The 17,997-nt window shown below is 73.5% G+C and carries 17 protein-coding genes; 3 read left to right on the forward strand and 14 right to left on the reverse strand.

The features are described 5' to 3' along the window. Window positions 1–135: 135 nt before the first annotated feature. Complete coding sequence (locus PV721_RS19945; protein WP_319726224.1) at window positions 136–1,224, reverse strand: prephenate dehydrogenase; 1,089 nt, start codon at window positions 1,222–1,224, stop codon at window positions 136–138. Between the two features lie 133 nt (window positions 1,225–1,357). Then, window positions 1,358–1,879 (reverse strand): YidB family protein, encoded by a 522-nt coding sequence (locus tag PV721_RS19950; protein WP_416371143.1) that lies wholly within the window; start codon window positions 1,877–1,879, stop codon window positions 1,358–1,360. 54 nt (window positions 1,880–1,933) lie between these two features. Between PV721_RS19950 and PV721_RS19955 the strand changes: the two genes are divergently transcribed. The 3 genes from PV721_RS19955 (at window position 1,934) to PV721_RS19965 (ending at window position 3,550) form a co-directional block, all read left to right on the forward strand. Next, window positions 1,934–2,275 (forward strand): DUF952 domain-containing protein, encoded by a 342-nt coding sequence (locus PV721_RS19955; RefSeq protein WP_319726229.1) that lies wholly within the window; start codon window positions 1,934–1,936, stop codon window positions 2,273–2,275. 83 nt (window positions 2,276–2,358) lie between these two features. Further along, a complete protein-coding gene (locus tag PV721_RS19960; RefSeq protein ID WP_319726232.1) occupies window positions 2,359–2,841 on the forward strand; it encodes a Rieske (2Fe-2S) protein in 483 nt (160 codons plus the stop codon). A 28-nt stretch (window positions 2,842–2,869) separates the two neighbouring features. Next, on the forward strand, window positions 2,870–3,550 hold the full coding sequence (locus PV721_RS19965; RefSeq protein WP_319726235.1) for a DNA polymerase beta superfamily protein: 681 nt from the start codon (window positions 2,870–2,872) through the stop codon (window positions 3,548–3,550). Here PV721_RS19965 and PV721_RS19970 read toward each other — a convergent pair. The 12 genes from PV721_RS19970 to PV721_RS20025 all read right to left on the reverse strand — a co-directional run bounded on the left by PV721_RS19970 (window position 3,539) and on the right by PV721_RS20025 (window position 17,608). Then, window positions 3,539–4,297 carry a DNA polymerase beta superfamily protein gene (locus PV721_RS19970; RefSeq protein ID WP_319726238.1) on the reverse strand — a complete coding sequence of 253 codons (759 nt, stop codon included), beginning with the start codon at window positions 4,295–4,297 and terminating at the stop codon, window positions 3,539–3,541. The two genes, PV721_RS19965 and PV721_RS19970, sit on opposite strands and share 12 nt — an antisense overlap. A gap of 3 nt (window positions 4,298–4,300) precedes the next feature. Next, the gene (locus PV721_RS19975; RefSeq protein ID WP_319726241.1) at window positions 4,301–5,311 is read right to left on the reverse strand and encodes an ADP-ribosylglycohydrolase family protein; all 1,011 of its coding nucleotides are present in this window, start codon (window positions 5,309–5,311) and stop codon (window positions 4,301–4,303) included. Then, window positions 5,308–6,036, reverse strand: coding sequence for an NUDIX hydrolase (locus PV721_RS19980; RefSeq protein WP_319726244.1), 729 nt, complete (start codon window positions 6,034–6,036; stop codon window positions 5,308–5,310). The genes PV721_RS19975 and PV721_RS19980 overlap by 4 nt, the downstream gene beginning before the upstream one ends. Then, window positions 6,033–7,112 (reverse strand): AAA family ATPase, encoded by a 1,080-nt coding sequence (locus PV721_RS19985; protein ID WP_319726245.1) that lies wholly within the window; start codon window positions 7,110–7,112, stop codon window positions 6,033–6,035. Before PV721_RS19985 ends, PV721_RS19980 begins: the two co-directional genes overlap by 4 nt. Then, window positions 7,109–7,717: a nicotinamide riboside transporter PnuC gene (pnuC, locus tag PV721_RS19990; protein ID WP_319726248.1), complete on the reverse strand. Its 609-nt coding sequence runs from the start codon at window positions 7,715–7,717 to the stop codon at window positions 7,109–7,111. The genes PV721_RS19985 and pnuC overlap by 4 nt, the downstream gene beginning before the upstream one ends. A gap of 149 nt (window positions 7,718–7,866) precedes the next feature. Continuing rightward, window positions 7,867–9,243: a pseudouridine synthase gene (locus tag PV721_RS19995; RefSeq protein ID WP_319726250.1), complete on the reverse strand. Its 1,377-nt coding sequence runs from the start codon at window positions 9,241–9,243 to the stop codon at window positions 7,867–7,869. Beyond that, window positions 9,243–9,815, reverse strand: coding sequence for an SMC-Scp complex subunit ScpB (scpB, locus tag PV721_RS20000; RefSeq protein WP_401258291.1), 573 nt, complete (start codon window positions 9,813–9,815; stop codon window positions 9,243–9,245). The genes PV721_RS19995 and scpB overlap by 1 nt, the downstream gene beginning before the upstream one ends. A gap of 59 nt (window positions 9,816–9,874) precedes the next feature. Beyond that, window positions 9,875–10,693, reverse strand: a complete 819-nt coding sequence (locus PV721_RS43975; protein ID WP_416371144.1) for a segregation and condensation protein A — start codon at window positions 10,691–10,693, stop codon at window positions 9,875–9,877. 1,671 nt (window positions 10,694–12,364) lie between these two features. After that, a complete protein-coding gene (locus tag PV721_RS20010; protein WP_319726256.1) occupies window positions 12,365–12,904 on the reverse strand; it encodes a hypothetical protein in 540 nt (179 codons plus the stop codon). Continuing rightward, window positions 12,889–14,007 carry a ParA family protein gene (locus PV721_RS20015; RefSeq protein ID WP_319726258.1) on the reverse strand — a complete coding sequence of 373 codons (1,119 nt, stop codon included), beginning with the start codon at window positions 14,005–14,007 and terminating at the stop codon, window positions 12,889–12,891. The genes PV721_RS20010 and PV721_RS20015 overlap by 16 nt, the downstream gene beginning before the upstream one ends. 368 nt (window positions 14,008–14,375) lie before the next feature. After that, window positions 14,376–15,491 carry an alanine dehydrogenase gene (gene ald / locus PV721_RS20020; protein ID WP_030720084.1) on the reverse strand — a complete coding sequence of 372 codons (1,116 nt, stop codon included), beginning with the start codon at window positions 15,489–15,491 and terminating at the stop codon, window positions 14,376–14,378. 152 nt (window positions 15,492–15,643) lie between these two features. Beyond that, complete coding sequence (locus tag PV721_RS20025; RefSeq protein WP_319726263.1) at window positions 15,644–17,608, reverse strand: tetratricopeptide repeat protein; 1,965 nt, start codon at window positions 17,606–17,608, stop codon at window positions 15,644–15,646. Window positions 17,609–17,997 lie beyond the last annotated feature (389 nt).

The raw sequence follows: 17,997 nt of genomic DNA on the forward strand, positions 1-17,997 counted from the left end.
CCGGGGCAGAGCCCGGGCCGTGGCGCAGCACTTTCCCGGCTTCGCCGGCACCGTCCGGCCCCGCCGGCGTCTGAGGCGCGGAGGTCCAGGGGGAGCCCCGGTCCCGTCCGGGCACCCCCCGATAGCGGCACCGGGCTACTGCTGCCGCAGCGCCCAGCCCCGTTCCCGCAGCTCGGCCGTCAGGCCGGCCACCGCCCGCGGCTCCACCATCAGCTGCACGAGCCCCGCCTGCTGCCCCGTCGCGTGCTCGATCCGCACGTCCTCGATGTTGACCCCCGCCCGTCCCGCATCGGCGAAGATCCGCGCCAGCTCCCCCGGCTGGTCGCTGATGAGCACGGCCACCGTCTCGTAGACCGCGGGCGCTGCGCCGTGTTTGCCCGGCACCCGCACCCGGCCCGCGTTCCCACGCCGCAGCACGTCCTCGATGCCCGCCGCGCCGCCGCGCCGCTTCTCCACGTCGGCCGACTGGAGGCCCCGCAGCGCCTCCACCGTCTCCTCCAGGTCGGCCGCGATCCCGGCGAGGACGTCGGCCACCGGTCCCGGATTGGCCGAGAGGATCTCGACCCACATCCGGGGATCGGAGGCCGCGATCCGGGTCACGTCCCTTATGCCCTGCCCGCACAGCCGGACCGCCGTCTCGTCGGCCTCCTCCAGGCGGGCCGCGACCATGCTGGACACCAGCTGCGGGGTGTGCGAGACGAGCGCCACCGCCCGGTCGTGCGCGTCCGCGTCCATCACCACGGGGACGGCCCGGCACAGGGCCACCAGCTCCAGCGCGAGGTTCAGCACCTCGTGTTCGGTGTCCCGGGTCGGGGTCAGCACCCACGGGCGGCCCTCGAAGAGGTCCGCGGAGGCGGCGAGCGGTCCCGACTGCTCCTTGCCCGCCATGGGGTGCGTCCCGATGTACGCGGTGAGGTCGATGCCGAGCGCCGCCAGCTCCCGCCGCGGCCCGCCCTTGACGCTGGCCACGTCCACGTACGCCCGCGCCGCCCCGCGTCCGATCAGGCCGGCCAGGGTCGCGGCCACGTGGGCCGGCGGTACGGCGACGATCGCGAGGTCGACCTGGCCCTGGGGGGCTTCGTCGGTGCCGGCCCCGAGGGCGGCCGCCGTGCGGGCCCGGTCCGGATCGTGGTCGGCGAGGTGCACGGTGATCCCGCGCGCCGCCAGGGCGAGCGCCGCGGAGGTGCCGATCAGTCCGGTTCCGATGACGACGGCGGTTCTCACGGGCGCTCCAGGGTTGCGTACGGCACGGTGACGGGGACTGCCTGGCCAGGGTAGCCAGAGCGGACGCACGAAGGCCCGGCAGTCCGTCCGGTGGGACGGCGGCCGGGCCCTGACGGGGTGTCGTCCGCGACGGTCAGAGTGCCTGCGCCTTGAGTATGTCCTCCAGCGAGCCCGACGGGACCTGCCCCTGCGGCGTCAGCTTGTCGACCGCTTGCGGCAGGACCTGCGCGATCTCGTCGGCGGCCTGCTCCGGGGAGATGCCGGCCTGTTCCGCGGCCTGCTGCAGGGCTCCGTCCGGCAGCGCCTCCTTGATCTGGTCGGCGCTGACGGGCTTGTTCTCGCCGGTGCCGACCCAGGACTGCGCCTGGTCGGCGAGGCCCGACCTGGCCAGCATGTCCAGCAGGCCGCCGAGCGGATTGTTCGCGCCGTTGCTGCCGGCCGCATGGCCGGCGCCGCCGCCCGAGAGCGCGCCGAGCAGCGAGCCGAGGATGTCGGCGCCGCCGCCGCGCCTGCCCTCGCCGCCGCCCCCGAGGAGGCCGCCGGGAAGGGAGCCGAGGTCGTTACCCGCCATGGTCCTGCCTTTCGAAGAGGGACCGGGCCGCGCCGATGAGCGCCGCACCCGGCTTCGAGACACGGACAATCTCACGCACCTCACCTCATGCCGCCACCTGGTGCGCGGGTCCCCGGCCGCTGCGGTAGAACGATCGGCATGATCTTCCACATCGTCCCGCTCGCCGACTGGGCCGCCGCGCCCGGGCTCCCGTTCGCCCCGCCCTCGCTGGACTCGGAGGGTTTCGTGCACTGTTCGGCCGATCGCCCCACGGCGCTCGCGATCGCCGACGCGCGCTACCGCGAGGTGCCGGGCACGTTGCTCGCCGTGGAGCTCGACGAGGACGCCCTGACCGCGGAGGTCCGCCGGGAGGGTGAATCGGGCGGCCGCTACCCGCATGTTCACGGCCCGCTGAACCGGGAGGCCGTGATCCACGTGTGGGAGGTCGTACGCACACCTGGCAGTCCTGCCTCACTGGCCCCGTGGGAACCGGGCCTGTGAAACGGCGCGGCACGCTTCACCTGAGGCTCGCCGCAGGCCAGGATGCTGCACGCCCTTCCCGGCAACAACGCGAGGAGAGACTCATGAGCGACCCCACGCACACCGCCCGGCGCACGGTACTGGCGGCGGGCGCGGCCGCCCTGGCGGGCGGTGCGCTCACCGCCTGCGGCAGTGACGGTGAGAAGACCCCCCAGGGAGAAACGAACGGGGCGGCGTCCGCACCCGCCGCCTCCACCGCCCCCACCGCCGCGACCCCGGAATCCGGTTCGGCGGGCGCGGAGGTCCTCGCCAAGACCGCGGACGTGCCCAAGGGCGGCGGCATGATCCTCAAGAAGGAGAAGCTCGTGGTCACCCAGCCCACGGCCGGATCCTTCCGCTGCTTCACGGCGGTCTGCCCACACCAGGGCTGCCTGGTCAACAAGGTGGAGAACGGCAGCATCGACTGCCCCTGCCACGGCAGCACGTTCGCGATCACGGACGGCGCGGTGACCAAGGGTCCGGCGACCAAGGGACTGGCGGAGAAGAAGATCAAGGTCGCGGCGGACGGCAATATCTCGCTCGCATAGCGGCAGGTCAGGCGCCTACGCTCCCCGCATGGACGATCTGACGCTGGTACGGGACCACACGGTCTACCGATGTGTGACGGGCTCCCGGGCGTTCGGGCTGGCGACGGAGGCGAGCGACACCGACCGGCGCGGTGTCTACCTCGCCCCGACGCCGCTGTTCTGGCGGTTCGAGAAGCCCCCCACGCACGTGGAGGGGCCGCGGGACGAGGAGTTCTCCTGGGAGTTGGAGCGCTTCTGCGAACTCGCGCTGCGGGCCAACCCGAACATCCTGGAGTGCCTGCACTCCCCTCTGGTGGACGAGCTCACGCCGGTGGGCGAGGAACTGTTGTCGCTGCGCGAGGCCTTCCTCTCCCGCCGGGCCCACACCAGCTTCAGCCGGTACGCGGCCTCCCAGCGCGGCAAACTCCTCGCCGACGTCCGCGTCCACGGCGCCCCGCGCTGGAAGCACGCCATGCACCTGCTGCGCCTGCTGCTGTCCTGCCGCGACCTGCTGCGCACCGGCCGCCTGACCGTCGACGCCGGCCCGCACCGCGACCGCCTCCTCGCCGTCCGCCGCGGGGAGCTCACCTGGGACGAGGCCGACGCCTGGATGGCCCGCCTCGAGGAGGAGACCGAGACCGCCCTGGCCACCACTCCCCTGCCCGCGGAGCCGGACCGTGCCCGCGTCGAGGACTTCCTGGTCCGGGCCCGCCGCGCGTCAGTCGCGTAGCGCCCGGCGCCGTACGACGAACTCGTCGAGGGCGTCGTACGCCGACCCGTGCTCGGGCAGCGCGGAGGCGGACTGCGCCGCGTCCAGCACCGCGTGCAGCGCCTCGAAGTCCGCGCGCACCCCGCCGAGGGCCGGACCCTCGTAGCCCCCGTGTTCGGCGGCGACCTTCGCCTCGATCAGGGCGGCGAGGTACGGGGGCGCCTCGGGCACCTCGGCCAGCAGGGTCGGCAGGTGCGCCTGCACCGCGCCCGACCGCATCAGGTGGATGCCGGTGAGCAGCGCCCGGAACGCGTAGAGCAGCGGCTTGAGTTCGGCGGCCTTCTCGAAGAGCCGCCACTGCGTGTTGGCGAACCCCCGGTAGTGGTGGGCGTGGTGGGAGGTCAGCACGCCCGGGGCCAGCGCGATCAGCTCCTGGTGTGCCGGTGTCGTGTGGACCACGAGCGGGGAGAGCAGCTGCTCCAGGACGTAGCCGTTGCGGTTCAGCATCAGGCGGACGAACTTGCGCAGGTCGTGCGTGACGAGGTCCATCTCCACGTCGTCCCGGTCCCACATGCGGGTGCGGGTCTCCTCCGGTTCGCGCAGGCCGAGGAGGGCCTGCGCCGGCAGGAGGTGGGCGCCCCGCAGGTCGATGTCGGAGTCCCGGGACGGGAAGCCGTACAGGTGGGCTCCCGACACCGTGGCGAAGAGCAGCGGATCGGGCTGCTCCGCCACGACGGGGGTCAGGTCGAGACTCAGTGCGTCCAGCATGGATCAAGCATCCCAGAGGGTTCCGAAGGCCAGGAGTTCGTCCCGGTACTCGATGCGGCCCTCCCAGTCCCGGGGCCAGACGTCGGCGCCGAGGTGGGCTCCGGCGAAGGCGCCGGCGAGGCAGGCGATGGAGTCCGAGTCGCCCCGCGTGCAGGCCGCGCGGCGCAGGGCCAGCAGGGGCTCGTCGGGGAAGAGGAGGAAGCACTGGAGGGCCGTGGCGAGGGCCTCCTCGGCGATCCAGCCGTCGCCGGTGGTCAGGCAGGGGTCGGTCTCCGGGGAGGGGGACCGCAGAGCGGCCGCCAGCCGGTCGAGGACCGCCAGGCACTCGTCCCAGCCCCGCGCCATGAAGGACTCGGGCGAGGCGTCGCTGGCGGTCCGCATCCAGAGGTCGCCGAGCCAGCGCTCGTGGTAGCGGGTGCGGTTCTCCAGGGCGTACGAGCGCAGCCGTCCGACCAGGCCCGTCACCTCGGTGCCCGCGGCCAGCAGGTGCACCGCCCGCGCCGTCAGGTCGGAGGCGGCGAGCGCCGTGGGGTGGCCGTGGGTGAGGGCCGACTGGAGCTGGGCGGCGCCCGCCCGCTCCTCGTCCGTCCAGCCAGGCACCAGCCCGACCGGGACCACGCGCATGTTCGCGCCGCAGCCCTTGGAGCCGAGCTGGCTGGCGTCCCGCCAGTCCCGTTCGGGCTGGTTCAGGAGGCTGCAGGCCTTGAGGCAGGTGTTCCCCGGTGCCCGGTTGTTCTCCGGGGAGTGGTACCAGTCGACGAACTCCTCGCGGACCGGGCGGGCCAGGCGCAGCGGGCCGATCGGGCCGCGCTCCATGGCGGTGCGCATCCCGCGCGCGAGGGCGAGGGTCATCTGGGTGTCGTCCGTGACGATCGCCGGGCGCGGGAGCTTCATCTCCCGCCAGGGGCCCGTCTTGGCCAGGATCGAGGGCACGTCGTTGAACTCGGTCGGGAAGCCGAGGGCGTCGCCCAGGGCCAGGCCTATCAGGGCGCCCGTCGCGGCTCGCTTGGTCATCGAGTGGGTCCTTCCGGTCGGAGCAGAGGGGGATGGAGGGCGGTCGCCGGGCCGGGCCGGTAGAGGGCGGCCGGTTTGCCGCGGCCGCCGGTCAGCCGGGCGGCGCCCGGAACGGCCTCGACGAACCCGGGCGTCGTCAGGACCTTGCGGCGGAAGTTGGGGCGGTCGAGGGCGGTGTCCCAGACGGTCTCGTAGACGGCCCGGAGCTCGCCCAGGGTGAACTCGGGCGGGCAGAAGGCGGTGGCCAGGCAGGTGTACTCCAGCTTCGAGCCGATCCGCTCCCGTGCGTCCGCCAGGATCACGGCGTGGTCGAAGGCCAGGTCGCAGACCTCCCCGACCGGCAGCCAGCGGGCGTGCGCCGCGTCCCCGCCGCCCTCCGCCGCCGGCTCGGGCATGTCCGGGACGAGGGCCGTGAAGGCCACCGAGACGACCCGCATCCGCGGATCCCGGTCCGGTTCGCTGTACGTGCGCAGCTGCTCCAGGTGGAGCGCCGCCACCACCCGCTCCGGCAGGCCGGTCTCCTCGGCCAGTTCGCGCCGGGCGGCCGCCTCCGCGGACTCCCGCGGCAGGACGAAGCCCCCGGGCAGGGCCCAGGCCCCCGCGTACGGCTCCTGGCCGCGCCGGATCAGCAGCACGTGCAGGGCCGCGTCGCGCACGGTGAACACGGCCAGGTCGACCGTCACCGCGAACGGCTCGAAGGCGTACGGGTCGTAGCCGGCGGTCATCGGTTCTCCGGAAGGGGGTCGGTGAAGTGCCAGCCCTCGGCCAGCAGCTCGTCCACGGCCCGGGCGGCCGTTTCCAGCCGGGCCGCCCGGTCCCCGCGCACGACGAGGAAACGCCTCCCGGTGCGCTCCAGTTCCGCCCGGAACCGCCCGGTCATCCATGGCCTGAGCTGCGGCCCGTCCCGCAGTCCGTCGTCCTCGAAGGGCACGTCCGCGTGGTCGGTCAGCAGGTACAGGTCCCGTCGGGTCAGGGCGGCGATCCGCTCGACCTCGGGGTTGCGGTCGCCCATGTACCGCTCGTGCCAGATCCCGGTCGCGAAGGAGTCGGTGTCGCAGAACAGCACCGGGGAGCCGAGCCGGGCGGCCTGCTCCTCGTCCGCGTCCTGGCGGCGCGAGATGACCGGGAACTCCTCCGAGGTGAAGGACACGTCCGCCCAGGACGCCGCCGGGTCGGCCGCGCGGGCCGCCGCCAGCTTCTCCTCGCTGTACCGGCGGCCGTACTCGGCGACCCAGCCGGTCTTGGCCCAGACGCCGCCGCGCCGCCGGTAGTGGTCCGCCAGGGCCCGCGACAGCGTGGTGGTCCCGGTGGACTCCGCGCCCAGGACGACGACCCGCCGGGTCAGCGCGGCGCGCACGGCCGGCCCGAGGAACTCCCAGGAGCCGACCGGGTCCCTGCGGACCGCCGTCCCGGACACCGGGAACAGCGTCCGCTCGCGGTCCACCAGGACCTCCTCGGCGCCGAACCGCCGGGCGAGCTCGCTCCCGTACTCCTCCGAGGTGAACACGGCGTCCACCCGCCCGGGGACCGCACTGCGGAAGACCGCCATGTGCGCCTCCCAGATCTCGGGGTCGTGCAGGTCGACGGGGATGTCGTCGACCGCGCCGACGACGTGGGCCCCGGGGTGCGCCTCGCGCATCCAGGCGACCCGGTCGGCGAGCGGGACCGACTCCACCGAAGCCGCGCACACCAGCACGGTCAGCCGCTCGCACTGGTCCTGGGCGGTGCGCACGAGGTGGTGGTGCCCGGCGTGCGGCGGGTAGAACTTGCCGAGGACCAGGCCGTGCCCGTGCCTCCTCATGCCGTCGCCCCCGCGGCCGTACGGGCGTCCCGCGCGGGCAGCGTGCGCCGCCAGCCGAGGAGTCCGGCCACGCACAGGACGAGGAAGCCCGCGTAGAGCGCGGAGGTCAGGTAGAGCCCCTTGTGCGCGTAGAGCGGGATGTAGACGAGGTCGGCGGCGATCCACAGCCACCAGGACTCCACGAGCTTGCGGCACTGCCCGTACGTGGCGACGAGCGAGAGCCCGGTGGTCAGCGCGTCCCAGAACGGGACGGTGGAGTCGGTGGCCCGGCTCAGCAGCAGCGTCAGCCCGAGCACCGTCACCGCCCCCGCCGCGGCGAGCGCGGCCCATTCGGTGCGCGTGGTGCGGCGCACCGGCAGGGCCTCGGCGGATCCTGGTCCACCCCCGTGGGTCCAGAACCACCAGCCGTAGGCGGCGAGGGCGATGAAGACGATCTGGAGCCCGGCATCGGCGTAGAGGCCGGCCTGGGCGAAGAGCACGATGAAGAAGATGTTGTTGGCGATGCCGATCGGCCAGTTGGCGACGTGCTGCCGGGCGACCAGCCAGACGCACAGGGCGCCGGTGGCGAAGCCGAGCACCTCGGTCCAGCCCATGGTCCAGCTCATGCCGACCCCCTCTCTCTGCTTAATGGTCAGGTTGACTATAAACAGGGATCGGGGTCCCCGACAAGCAGAAAACCCGCGGCGCCCTCAGGGCACCGCGGGTTTTCCGGGAACGGGCCGGCCGCCGCCTGTGCGGCGACCGGGACTGGCTGTTAGAGACCGACCTCGCGCATCAGCATGCCGACCTCGGTGTTGGTCAGGCGGCGCAGCCACCCGGACTTCTGGTCGCCCAGCTCGATCGGCCCGAAGGAGGTCCGGACGAGCTTCTCGACCGGGAAGCCGGCCTCCGCCATCATGCGGCGGACGATGTGCTTGCGGCCCTCGTGGAGGGTGACCTCGACCAGGTAGTTCTTGCCGACCTGGTCGACGACGCGGAAGTGGTCGGCGCGGGCGTATCCGTCCTCCAGCTCGATGCCGTCCTTGAGGCGCTTGCCGATCTCGCGCGGCAGCGGGCCGGTGATGGCGGCGACGTAGGTCTTCTTCACGCCGTACTTCGGGTGCGTGAGGCGGTGGGCCAGCTCACCGTGGTTGGTGAGCAGGATGATGCCCTCGGTCTCGGTGTCGAGCCGGCCGACGTGGAAGAGACGCGTCTCACGGTTGGTGACGTAGTCGCCGAGGCACTGGCGGCCGTCGGGGTCCTCCATCGTGGAGACGACACCGGCGGGCTTGTTCAGCGCGAAGAACAGGTACGACTGGGTGGCGACGGTCAGGCCGTCCACCTTGATCTCGTCCTTCGGCTGGACGCGCTTGCCCTGCTCCAGCACGATCTGGCCGTTGACCTCGACACGGGCCTGCTCGATGAGCTCCTCGCAGGCGCGGCGCGAACCCATGCCGGCGCGGGCGAGCACCTTCTGCAGACGCTCCCCCTCCTCCTCGGCACCCGGGAAGGTCTTCGGGGTCTTGATCACGGGCTTGTCGGCGTACCGGTCGCGCACGCGCTCCTCGATGCGCGCGTCCAGCTCGCGCGGGCGGGACTGGCCGCTGCGGCTGCCCGGGCCGCTGCGCGGGCCGCCGGCCCCGCCGATGCCGGGGGTCTTGGAGGTCTTGGGGCCGCCCTTGGCGCCACCGCGCGCGGCCGCGCCACGGGCGCCGCCGCCGCCGGCCTTGGGGCCGCTGCGACCGCTGCGCTCGCCCTCGGGGCCCACGTCGTAGCGGCGCTCCTCGGGGCGCGGGTTGCGGATCCGCGGCGGCGGAGCCTGGTCGCGGTCGCGCGCGTCCGAGCCGCCGCCCTGGTAGCCGCCACCGCCCTGGTAGCCGCCGCCGGAGCTGCCGCCCCGGTAACCGCCGCCGCCTCCGGTGGAGCCGCCGCGGGAGCTGCCGCCGCGGGAACCGCCACCGCCGGAGGAGCCACCGCCCCGGTAGTTGCCGCCGGAGGAGGAGCCGCCGCGGGAACTGCCACCGCCGGAGGAGCCACCGCCCCGGTAGTTGCCGCCGGAGGAGGAGCCGCCGCGGGAGTTACCGCCGCGTCCGCCACCACCGCCGCCGCTGTTCCTGTTGCCGCCACCGTTGCCGTTGCCGCTGCTTCGCATCAAAGTTCCGTCGTCTTGTCGTCGTCTTCATCGGTATCCGGTGAGTCCGGATCGAACGACGGCACACCTTCTTGCGTCTCGGCTTCGATCGCGTCCGCCTCGGGGAGGAAGGGCGCGAGCTCCGGGAGCTCGTCCAGGCCTCGTAGGCCCATCCGCTCCAAAAAGTGGTTCGTCGTCCTGTACAGGATCGCACCTGTTTCGGGTTCCGTCCCCGCCTCCTCCACCAGACCGCGCTGGAGGAGCGTCCGCATGACCCCGTCGCAGTTGACTCCGCGCACCGCCGAGACCCGCGAGCGGCTCACCGGCTGGCGGTACGCGACGACCGCCAGGGTCTCCAGGGCCGCCTGGGTGAGCCGGGCCTGCTGGCCGTCCAGTACGAACCCCTCGACGGCCGGGGCGTACTCCGCCCGGCTGTAGAACCGCCAGCCGCCCGCGACCAGGCGCAGCTCGAATCCCCGGCGCGCGGCCGTGTACTCGTCGGCGAGCTCGCGCAGCGCGTGCGCGACCTCGCGCGGGGTCCGCTCCAGCACCTTCGCGAGGTGCGCCTCGGTCGCGGGCTCGTCCACGACCATGAGCACGGCTTCCAGGGCCGGCTTCAGCTCCAGCGCGGCCACCGCGCTCGCTTCGCTGCTCAATCCTTCGCCTCCACGATCTGGTCGAACTCGTCGGTCACGGTCGGCATGCCGTCACCGTCCCCGCCGCTCCAGCGCACGGTGAGGGTCTGCAGGGCCTCCTCCTGGTCGAGGACCACCGCCTTCTCCCGGTAGAGCTCCAGGAGGGCCAGGAAGCGCGCGACGACGGTGAGGGTGTCGTCGGCGTCCTCGGTGAGCTCCTGGAAGGTCGCCTCCCCGCGCGCCTTCAGCATCCGCACCACGAGCCCGGCCTGCTCGCGCACGCTGACGAGGGGCGCGTGGATGTGGTCCACGTACACCTGGGGCCTGGCCTTCGGCTGCATGGCCTTGATGGCGAGCCGGGCGAACCCTTCGGCTCCGATGCTGATGACGACCTCGGGCAGGAGGTCCGCGTGGTGCGGCTCCAGCCCGACGGTCCTCGGGTACCGCCGCCCCTCGGCCTCGGCCCGCCCTTCGAAGATCTCGGCGATCTGCTTGTACGCGCGGTACTGCAGCAGGCGCGCGAAGAGCAGGTCCCGGGCCTCGAGGAGGGCGAGGTCCCCCTCGTCCTCGACCTCGGCGGCCGGCAGCAGCCGGGCGGCCTTCAGGTCGAGAAGGGTGGCGGCGACGACGAGGAACTCGGTGGTCTGGTCGAGGTCCCAGTCCGGTCCCATGGCCCGGATGTGGGCCATGAACTCGTCGGTGACCTTGGACAGCGCCACTTCGGTGACGTCGAGCTTGTGCCGCGAGATCAGCTGGAGCAGCAGGTCGAAGGGCCCCTCGAAGTTGTCGAGCCGCAACGTGAACCGCCCGTCGCCTCCGGCGGGGCCGGCAGGCACCCCAGCAGGGCCGGCACCACCCCTGGCCCCGACGGGGCCGCCACCGGCGGGGGCTGCGTCAGCCTCGGCCGGGCCACCGCCGGCAGCGTCTACGGCCGGGCAGGCCGGGGCCGCAGGCTCCTCGCCAGAGTCACCTCCGGCGGAAGTGGGAGTCCCCGCCGGGCCGCCTGCGGCAGGCGTGGCAGAGGTCTCGACTCCGGCCGGACCGGCCGCGGCGGGGGTTGCGGAACCCTCGGCCGGGCCCCCGCTGGCGAGGCCGGCAGCGTCCGCGTCTACGGCCGGGCTGGCCGGGACAGCAGGGGCCTCCCCAGAGTCGCCTCCGGCGAAAGTGGGAGTCCCCCTGCCCCCCGCCGGGCCGCCTGCGGCAGCAGCACGCTCGCCTGCGGCGTCTCCAGCGTCGACCGGGCCGCCTGCGGCGGAGGCTGCGGCGACCTCGGCGGGGCCACCGCTGGGAGGGCCGGCAGCGTCCGCGTCTACGGCCGGGCTGCCCGGGGCAGCAGGACCCTCGCCAGAGGCACCTTCGGCGGAGGTGGGAGTGTCCCCGGCTCCCGCCGGGCCTGCGGCGGGAAGCGCGCCGGCAGGCCTGCCGGCCGGGGCGCCGTCCGCCGACGCGTCGGCCTCGGCTTCCCCCGGCCCGGGTTGCTCCCGCTGGGGCTCTGCGGGCCCCTCCAGACGCCCGGAAGTCTCCCGCGGCTCGGCGCCACCGTCCACCACCGCGGGCCGCGCAGCGAACGCGCCCGGCTCCGCCCTGCCGCCGGCGATGGCGACGGGGGCGGCAGCGGCCCCGGCCCGCGTGCTTGTGGTGGGGAGCGCGGGGGCGGGGCCATCGCCCCGGGTGCCGTCCGGCAGCGTGTCGGCCTGCTCGGGCCCGGGCTGCTCCTGCGGAGGGTCTGCGGGCCCGTCCGGGGGGCCGGAGGTCTCCCGGGACTCCAGGCCGCCCTCCGCCGCCGCAGGAGGCGCAGCGGGCGCGTCAGGGGCTTCGGGGCCCGCTCCCCCGTCGGCCGCGGCAGGGTTGCCGGGGCCGCGCCCCAGCAGGCGCCGGGGCGGTCGGCCGGGTTCGGCGGGGAAGGGCATCGCGGTCCAGGTGGTGCGCAGGGGCAGCGGCGGCGGGCTGGGTGACAGCCACGAGCAGCCTAGTGCTGCCGCCGGGAAGACCCGCCGGGGCGCGGCGAGGGGGTGCATCGCACGGCAGAGAGCGGCCGACGCCCGCAAGGCCTCTGGTGCTGTGGCCGGAAGGTCCGCCGGGGCACGGCCTCCGGTGCGGCACGTTGCACGACGGTTCGCCCGGGCCGGGTGCTCCCGCCGGGGCGCGGCGAGGGAGGGTGCATCGCACGGCAGAGAGCGGCCGACGCCCGCAAGGCCTCTGGTGCTGTGGCCGGAAGGTCCGCCGGGGCACGGCCTCCGGTGCAAGCGCGTTGCACGACGGTTCGCCGGGCCGGGTGCTCCCGCCGGGGCGCGGCGAGGGGGGGGTGCATCGCACGGCGGTGGGCTGGCGCCCGCAGGGGGCGTGTGGAGGTGCTGCGCCGGCAACGGCGCGGCCGCGTTCTTCCGGGGCGGGTGGTGCCGGCGGCGCGGTGAGGTGGGGTGCCGGGCCCGGCTGGGCCTCGGTGTCCGGGGAGGGCCCGGAACCCGGCGGGGTGCCGGGGCTCCGGGAAGTCGGCCGCCAGGCGGTCAGCGGCCGCGCAGGCGGCGGACCAGGATGCTGGCGTCGCCCCGGGACTCCAGGTCGGCGAGGACGACCGCCACCGCCTCGCGGACGATCCGGCCCCGGTCGACGGCGAGCCCGTGCTCCCCGCGCAGCACCAGCCGCGCGTGTTCCAGGTCCATGAGCTCCTCGGCGGAGACGTAGACCGTGATCTTCTCGTCGTGCCGTTCGCGGCCGCTGGGCCGCCGGTTCGCGCCGCGGCCCTGCCCCTTGCCCCGGCGGGTCGCGCCGGTCGGCGCGGTGACCGCCCCGCCGGCCGGGCCGGCGGGGCTGACAGAACCTTCCTGCGGTCGCCGCGGCTGCCCCACGACGGGCCCGCCGGACGCCGTACCGGCCTCAGCCTCCCGGCTGCGGCCCTCCCCCGCCGTGCCCTCGGCCGAACTGGCCGAGTGCTCCGCGACGGGTGCCTCCTCGACCCCGCGCCGCGGCGAGGACGACTGGAGCGCCATCCCCCCGGTCGTACGGAACAGTTCGTCGGCTCCGGGCAGACTCACTCGGCGTGACACCGGGCGAGCACCTCCCTGGCCAGCTGGCGGTAGGCGGCGGCCCCGACGGAGTTGGAGGCGTACGTCGTGATCGGCTCGCCGGCGACCGTGGTCTCCGGGAAGCGCACCGTGCGGCCGATGACCGTGTGGTAGACGTGGTCGTCGAAGGCCTCGACGACGCGCGCCAGCACCTCACGGCTGTGCACCGTACGGGAGTCGTACATCGTGGCGAGGATGCCGTCGAGCTCCAGCTCGGGGTTGAGCCGCTCCTGCACCTTCTCGATGGTCTCGGTCAGCAGCGCCACGCCGCGCAGCGCGAAGAACTCGCACTCCAGCGGGACGATGACCTTGTGAGCCGCCGTCAGGGCGTTCACGGTCAGGAGACCGAGCGAGGGCTGACAGTCGATCACGATGTAGTCGTAGTCGGCCATCAGGGGCTTCAGGGCCCGCTGCAGCGTGGACTCGCGCGCGACCTCACTGACCAACTGCACTTCCGCAGCGGACAGGTCGATGTTGCTCGGCAGCAGGTCCATGTTGGGGACCGCCGTCTTGAGCAGCACCTCGTCGGCCGACATGCCCCGCTCCATGAGCAGGTTGTAGACCGTCAGGTCGAGTTCCATCGGGTTCACGCCGAGACCCACGGACAGCGCGCCCTGCGGGTCGAAGTCGACGAGCAGCACGCGGCGCCCGTACTCGGCGAGCGCGGCACCCAGGTTGATGGTCGACGTGGTCTTGCCCACGCCGCCCTTCTGGTTGCACATCGCGATGATCTTCGCCGGACCGTGGTCGGTCAGCGGACCCGGGATCGGGAAGTACGGAAGCGGGCGTCCGGTCGGGCCGATCCGCTCACGACGCTGGCGGGCAGCGTCGGGGGCGAGGGTGGCCGCGTACTCGGGGTCCGGTTCGTACTCCGCGTCGGGGTCGTAGAAGTGCCCCTCGGGCACATTGTCGTAGTCGGCGAAACCAGTGGGCTTTTCGCCGCTCAGGTCGCCGGCCCTGGAGTTCACGTCTAGGCCGTCCATGCTCTTTTGGGGCGTCGTCATGTGCTGGTGGTTTGCGAAGGTGCGTACCGCGACGGAGCCGACGGCTTCGAGCCCGGTAGGGCCTTGGCCCCGCTCGGGCATCCCTGCTCGACCACCCCCAGGGGCAAATGTCGACTCATTCACAAGTCGTCTTACCTCCTCGGACGTGACCAGGACACTTATCGATAGGTCAGCGTGGCACCATGCCGACGGTTGGCGACTCTATGGCGTGTCACCACTCAGCGGCAACACAATCCGCCGGACCCGGCACGATGTGTCGGTAACCGAACACCACTCTGTCAAGGGCGTGCGAGCTGTCGCTGGGAAGTTTCGCGGGTGCGCGAAAGGGTTAAAGGGTTACGTTCGAGGCGAGTTGAGCGGGGTCTCGGGGCACGCCGCAAACACGTCCGGCCGGACCTCGGGGGCAAGGTCCGGCCGGATACGTGAGATTGACGTCAGTCGTTGACGCGTCAGCCGAGCAGCGTGCTCAGCTCGAGGGTCTCGAGGCCGTGGGCCTCGGCGACGGGACCGTAAACGACCTGCCCGTCATGGGTGTTGAGGCCCAGCGCGAGCGCGGGGTCACGACGCAGCGCCTCGACCCAGCCGAGGTTCGCGAGCTGCACGATGTAGGGCAGCGTGGCGTTCGTCAGCGCGTAGGTGGAGGTGTTCGGCACCGCGCCCGGCATGTTGGCGACGCAGTAGAAGACCGAGTTGTGGACCTGGAAGGTCGGCTCGGCGTGAGTGGTCGGACGGGAGTCCTCGAAGCAGCCGCCCTGGTCGATCGCAATGTCGACAAGTACACTTCCGGGCTTCATCTTGGCGACGAGCTCGTTGGTGACCAGCTTCGGAGCCTTCGCACCCGGGATCAGAACCGCGCCGATGACGAGGTCGGCCTCGACGACGGCCTTCTCGAGCTCGAAGGCGTTGGAGACGATCGTCTTGATCTTCGTGCCGAAGATCTTGTCGGCCTCGCGGAGCTTGTTGATGTCGCGGTCGAGCAGGGTCACGTGGAAGCCCATGCCGATGGCGATCTGCGCGGCGTTCCAGCCGGAGACGCCGCCGCCGATGACGACGCACTCACCGGCGTGGGTGCCGGGGACGCCGCCGGGGAGGACGCCGCGGCCACCGGCCGAGCGCATCAGGTGGTAGGCGCCGACCTGCGGGGCCAGCCGGCCCGCGACCTCGGACATCGGGGCGAGCAGCGGCAGCGCGCGGTTCGCGAGCTCGACCGTCTCGTAGGCGATGGCGGTGGTGCCGGACTCCAGCAGGGCGTCCGTGCACTCGCGGGAGGCCGCCAGGTGCAGGTAGGTGAAGAGCGTCTGGTCCTTGCGGAGGCGGTGGTACTCCTCCGCGATCGGCTCCTTGACCTTCAGCAGCAGGTCGGCGGTGGCCCAGACCTCGTCGGCGGTGCCGAGGATCTCCGCACCGGCCGAGACGTACTCGGCGTCCGTGATCGAGGAGCCGACACCGGCGTTCTGCTCGATGAAGACCTGGTGGCCGTTACGGACCAGCTCATGCACGCCGGCGGGCGTGATGGCGACCCGGAACTCGTTGTTCTTGACCTCGCGGGGGATGCCGACCTTCATCGTCGATCACGGTCCTTGGCTCAGGGGATTTTTCGGGGCACTTCCATACATACCCGCCCACAAGAACGCGCAACGGGATGCACCACGGGATGTCGTGGTGAAGCCAGTCTAATGAAGGACGACGCGCTGTCTAGCCTTGCAAACAAATAATCTCAGTCGATATCACTGCGGATTTCGCAGGCTGCGGGATCGTCTCCCAGCAATCTGTCGGCTGCGGAGCGGTGCAGCCTCGCAGCTGCGGGGTCGCCCAGCCGGTCGAGCGTGTCGGCCAGCCGGACCTGCAGCGCGGCCTGAAGTCGCTGGTCGCCGGCCTTGCGCGCGAGCTCCACCGCCTCGCGGCAGGTGTGCAGCGATTCCTCGGGCCGTCCGGCGTACTCCTGGACCCGCGCCATCTCGCTCAACGCCTTTGCCTGACCCGGTACATCGGCCAGTTTCCGGTAGCCCGCGGCGGCGGCCCGCCAGCTGCGCAGCGCGTCCCCGTACCGGCCCGCGTAGGTGTGCACGTTCCCGAGCCGTCCGTACAGCCGGGCCTCGTCCGCGCGCTCCCCCCGCGCGAGGGCCTGGGAGAGCGCCCGGCCGAACCAGTCGGCGGCCCGGTGCCAGTCCGCCAGCTCCTGGTACGCACCGCCTACGGATTCCATCGCGCGGCCGGTCGCGTAGGGATCGTTCGCCGCCCTTCCGGCGTCCAGCGCGGCCCGGTAGCGCTCCAGCGCCTCCTGGGTCCGGCCGGTCTCGGCGTCCAGGTCGGCCAGGTTCAGCAGCGCGGCGGCCTGCTCCCGGTGCAGGTCGCGGCGCTCGGCCACGTCCAGAACCAGCCGGTGCAGTCCGTACAGCTCGGGGGCGGCCCCGGCGGTGCCCCGGTGCTCCGCCAGGGCCCGTACGAGGGCCGCGACCAGCCGGCGGGCCAGGGTGTCCAGCTCCCCGTCGGCCACGGCCAGGGAGGCCGCCGCGGCGAGCGCGGGCAGCCGGGTGTCCAGCCAGGCGGCGGCGGCCCGCCGGTCCGGGAACCGCAGCGCGCGCGGCAGCCCGTCCAGCACCTCCCGCACGTCCTCCTCGTCGGCCGCCGCCATGGCCCGGCAGGAGTGCAGCAGCCGCACGGTGCGCTCCAGCATCCGGGCCCGGGCCAGCTGGACCTCGGCCGGCCGCTCCTTGGCCTCCAGCAGGGCCTGCAGCAGGGGTGCGAGACAGCCGGGCAGCAGGAACAGCCCGTCGCGCGCCGGGCGTACGAGCCCCAGCCCGGCGAAATCGTCCAGCGTGGCCTGGGCCGCGGCCAGGGAGCAGCCGGCCAGGGCGGAGGCGGTGTGCGAGTCGACGAGGCCCGCGGGGGCCAGCGGCAGCAGCCGCAGGGTCCGCTGGGCGGGCTGCGGCAGGGACTCGTAGACGAGCCGGAAGCACCGGGCGAGCGGGCCGCCGGTGCTGGCCGGCATCTCGTGCAGCTGCTTGGCCACGTCGGAGACGGAGGCCTTGGGGCGGGCGGCGAGCCATCCGCCGACGAGACCGAGCGCGGCGGGCTGGCCGCCGCACTCCTCGGCGAGGGCGTCGGCGGCCCGCGGGTCGGCGGTGACGCGGGTGTCGCCGATGTGCTGGGCGAGCAGTTCCACGGCGGAAGGCGTGTCGAGCCCGCCGAGGGTGCAGGGCCGCACGTCGGGGATCCCCGTGAGGGGCCCCTCGGCAGTGACCACGACGAGGCACTCGGGGGTGTCCGGGAGCAGGGCGTCGACCTGGTGCGGATCGGCGGCGTCGTCGACCAGGATGATCACCCGCCGCCCGTCGAGCGCGGTGCGCAGGGCGGAGCTCAGCTCGTCCTCGCCGGCCCCGGGCGGGGTGGGCCGCCCCAGCCCCTCCAGCAGGCCCCTGACGGCCCGCTCGGTGGCCACCGTCTCCCCTCCGGGGCACGTGAGCCGGGTCCGGAGCACCCCGTCGGGATAATCCTCGGCGACCTCGCGGACGAACTCCTCGGCGAGGGCCGTCCGGCCGGAGCCCGGCCGCCCGGCGACGAGCAGCACCCTCGCCCGGGGCGCCTTGGCCTTCCGGCCGGAGAGGGTGTCGAGCCCGGTCCGCGCGATGTCCTCGCGCAGCTCCTTGAGCTCACGCCGCCGCCCGACGAAATCCGTCACGGATCCGCTCCTCTCCCTGCCTTCGGATGGCGAGCGTAGTTCACGCAGAGCGACGACCCGTGTGGAGCGCGGCGGGCAAATCCCCCAATCGGATCAGCGGATGGTCCCATTTTTCGACGCAGCGCTCGCACGCCGCGGCCCCGGGGGCCCCACCGGCTTCCCGCCGCTGCGTCGGACCGCGTCCGCTGTCCCTCCGGGCAGGGCTTCGGGGGCGTGCCCGGGCCGTCCGCCGCCTGCGGGCCCGCCGCTGCGCGGAGCCGCCCCCACCCCGCCCTTCCACGGCTCCCGGGACCGTGCACTACCCGCTCCTCGATCCGAGTCGTGGTACACAATACCACGACTCATGCCACGGGGTCCGGGACCGCGCCCCCACACGCCCCACCCCGGGC

Origin of the sequence: Streptomyces sp. MB09-01, from assembly GCF_033794505.1 — a bacterium.
Taxonomy (GTDB): Bacteria; Actinomycetota; Actinomycetes; order Streptomycetales; family Streptomycetaceae; genus Streptomyces.

Excerpts from the sequence above, each read along its gene's own strand:
- PV721_RS19955 (WP_319726229.1), top strand. The coding sequence starts at position 1,934 with ATGATCTTCCACATCGTCCCGCTCGCCGACTGGGCCGCCGCGCCCGGG.
- PV721_RS19960 (WP_319726232.1), top strand. The coding sequence starts at position 2,359 with ATGAGCGACCCCACGCACACCGCCCGGCGCACGGTACTGGCGGCGGGC.
- PV721_RS19965 (WP_319726235.1), top strand. The coding sequence starts at position 2,870 with ATGGACGATCTGACGCTGGTACGGGACCACACGGTCTACCGATGTGTG.
- PV721_RS19970 (WP_319726238.1), bottom strand. The coding sequence starts at position 4,297 with ATGCTGGACGCACTGAGTCTCGACCTGACCCCCGTCGTGGCGGAGCAG.
- PV721_RS19975 (WP_319726241.1), bottom strand. The coding sequence starts at position 5,311 with ATGACCAAGCGAGCCGCGACGGGCGCCCTGATAGGCCTGGCCCTGGGC.
- PV721_RS19980 (WP_319726244.1), bottom strand. The coding sequence starts at position 6,036 with ATGACCGCCGGCTACGACCCGTACGCCTTCGAGCCGTTCGCGGTGACG.
- PV721_RS19985 (WP_319726245.1), bottom strand. The coding sequence starts at position 7,112 with ATGAGGAGGCACGGGCACGGCCTGGTCCTCGGCAAGTTCTACCCGCCG.
- pnuC (WP_319726248.1), bottom strand. The coding sequence starts at position 7,717 with ATGAGCTGGACCATGGGCTGGACCGAGGTGCTCGGCTTCGCCACCGGC.
- PV721_RS19995 (WP_319726250.1), bottom strand. The coding sequence starts at position 9,243 with ATGCGAAGCAGCGGCAACGGCAACGGTGGCGGCAACAGGAACAGCGGC.
- scpB (WP_401258291.1), bottom strand. The coding sequence starts at position 9,815 with ATGGTCGTGGACGAGCCCGCGACCGAGGCGCACCTCGCGAAGGTGCTG.
- PV721_RS20015 (WP_319726258.1), bottom strand. The coding sequence starts at position 14,007 with ATGCCCGAGCGGGGCCAAGGCCCTACCGGGCTCGAAGCCGTCGGCTCC.
- ald (WP_030720084.1), bottom strand. The coding sequence starts at position 15,491 with ATGAAGGTCGGCATCCCCCGCGAGGTCAAGAACAACGAGTTCCGGGTC.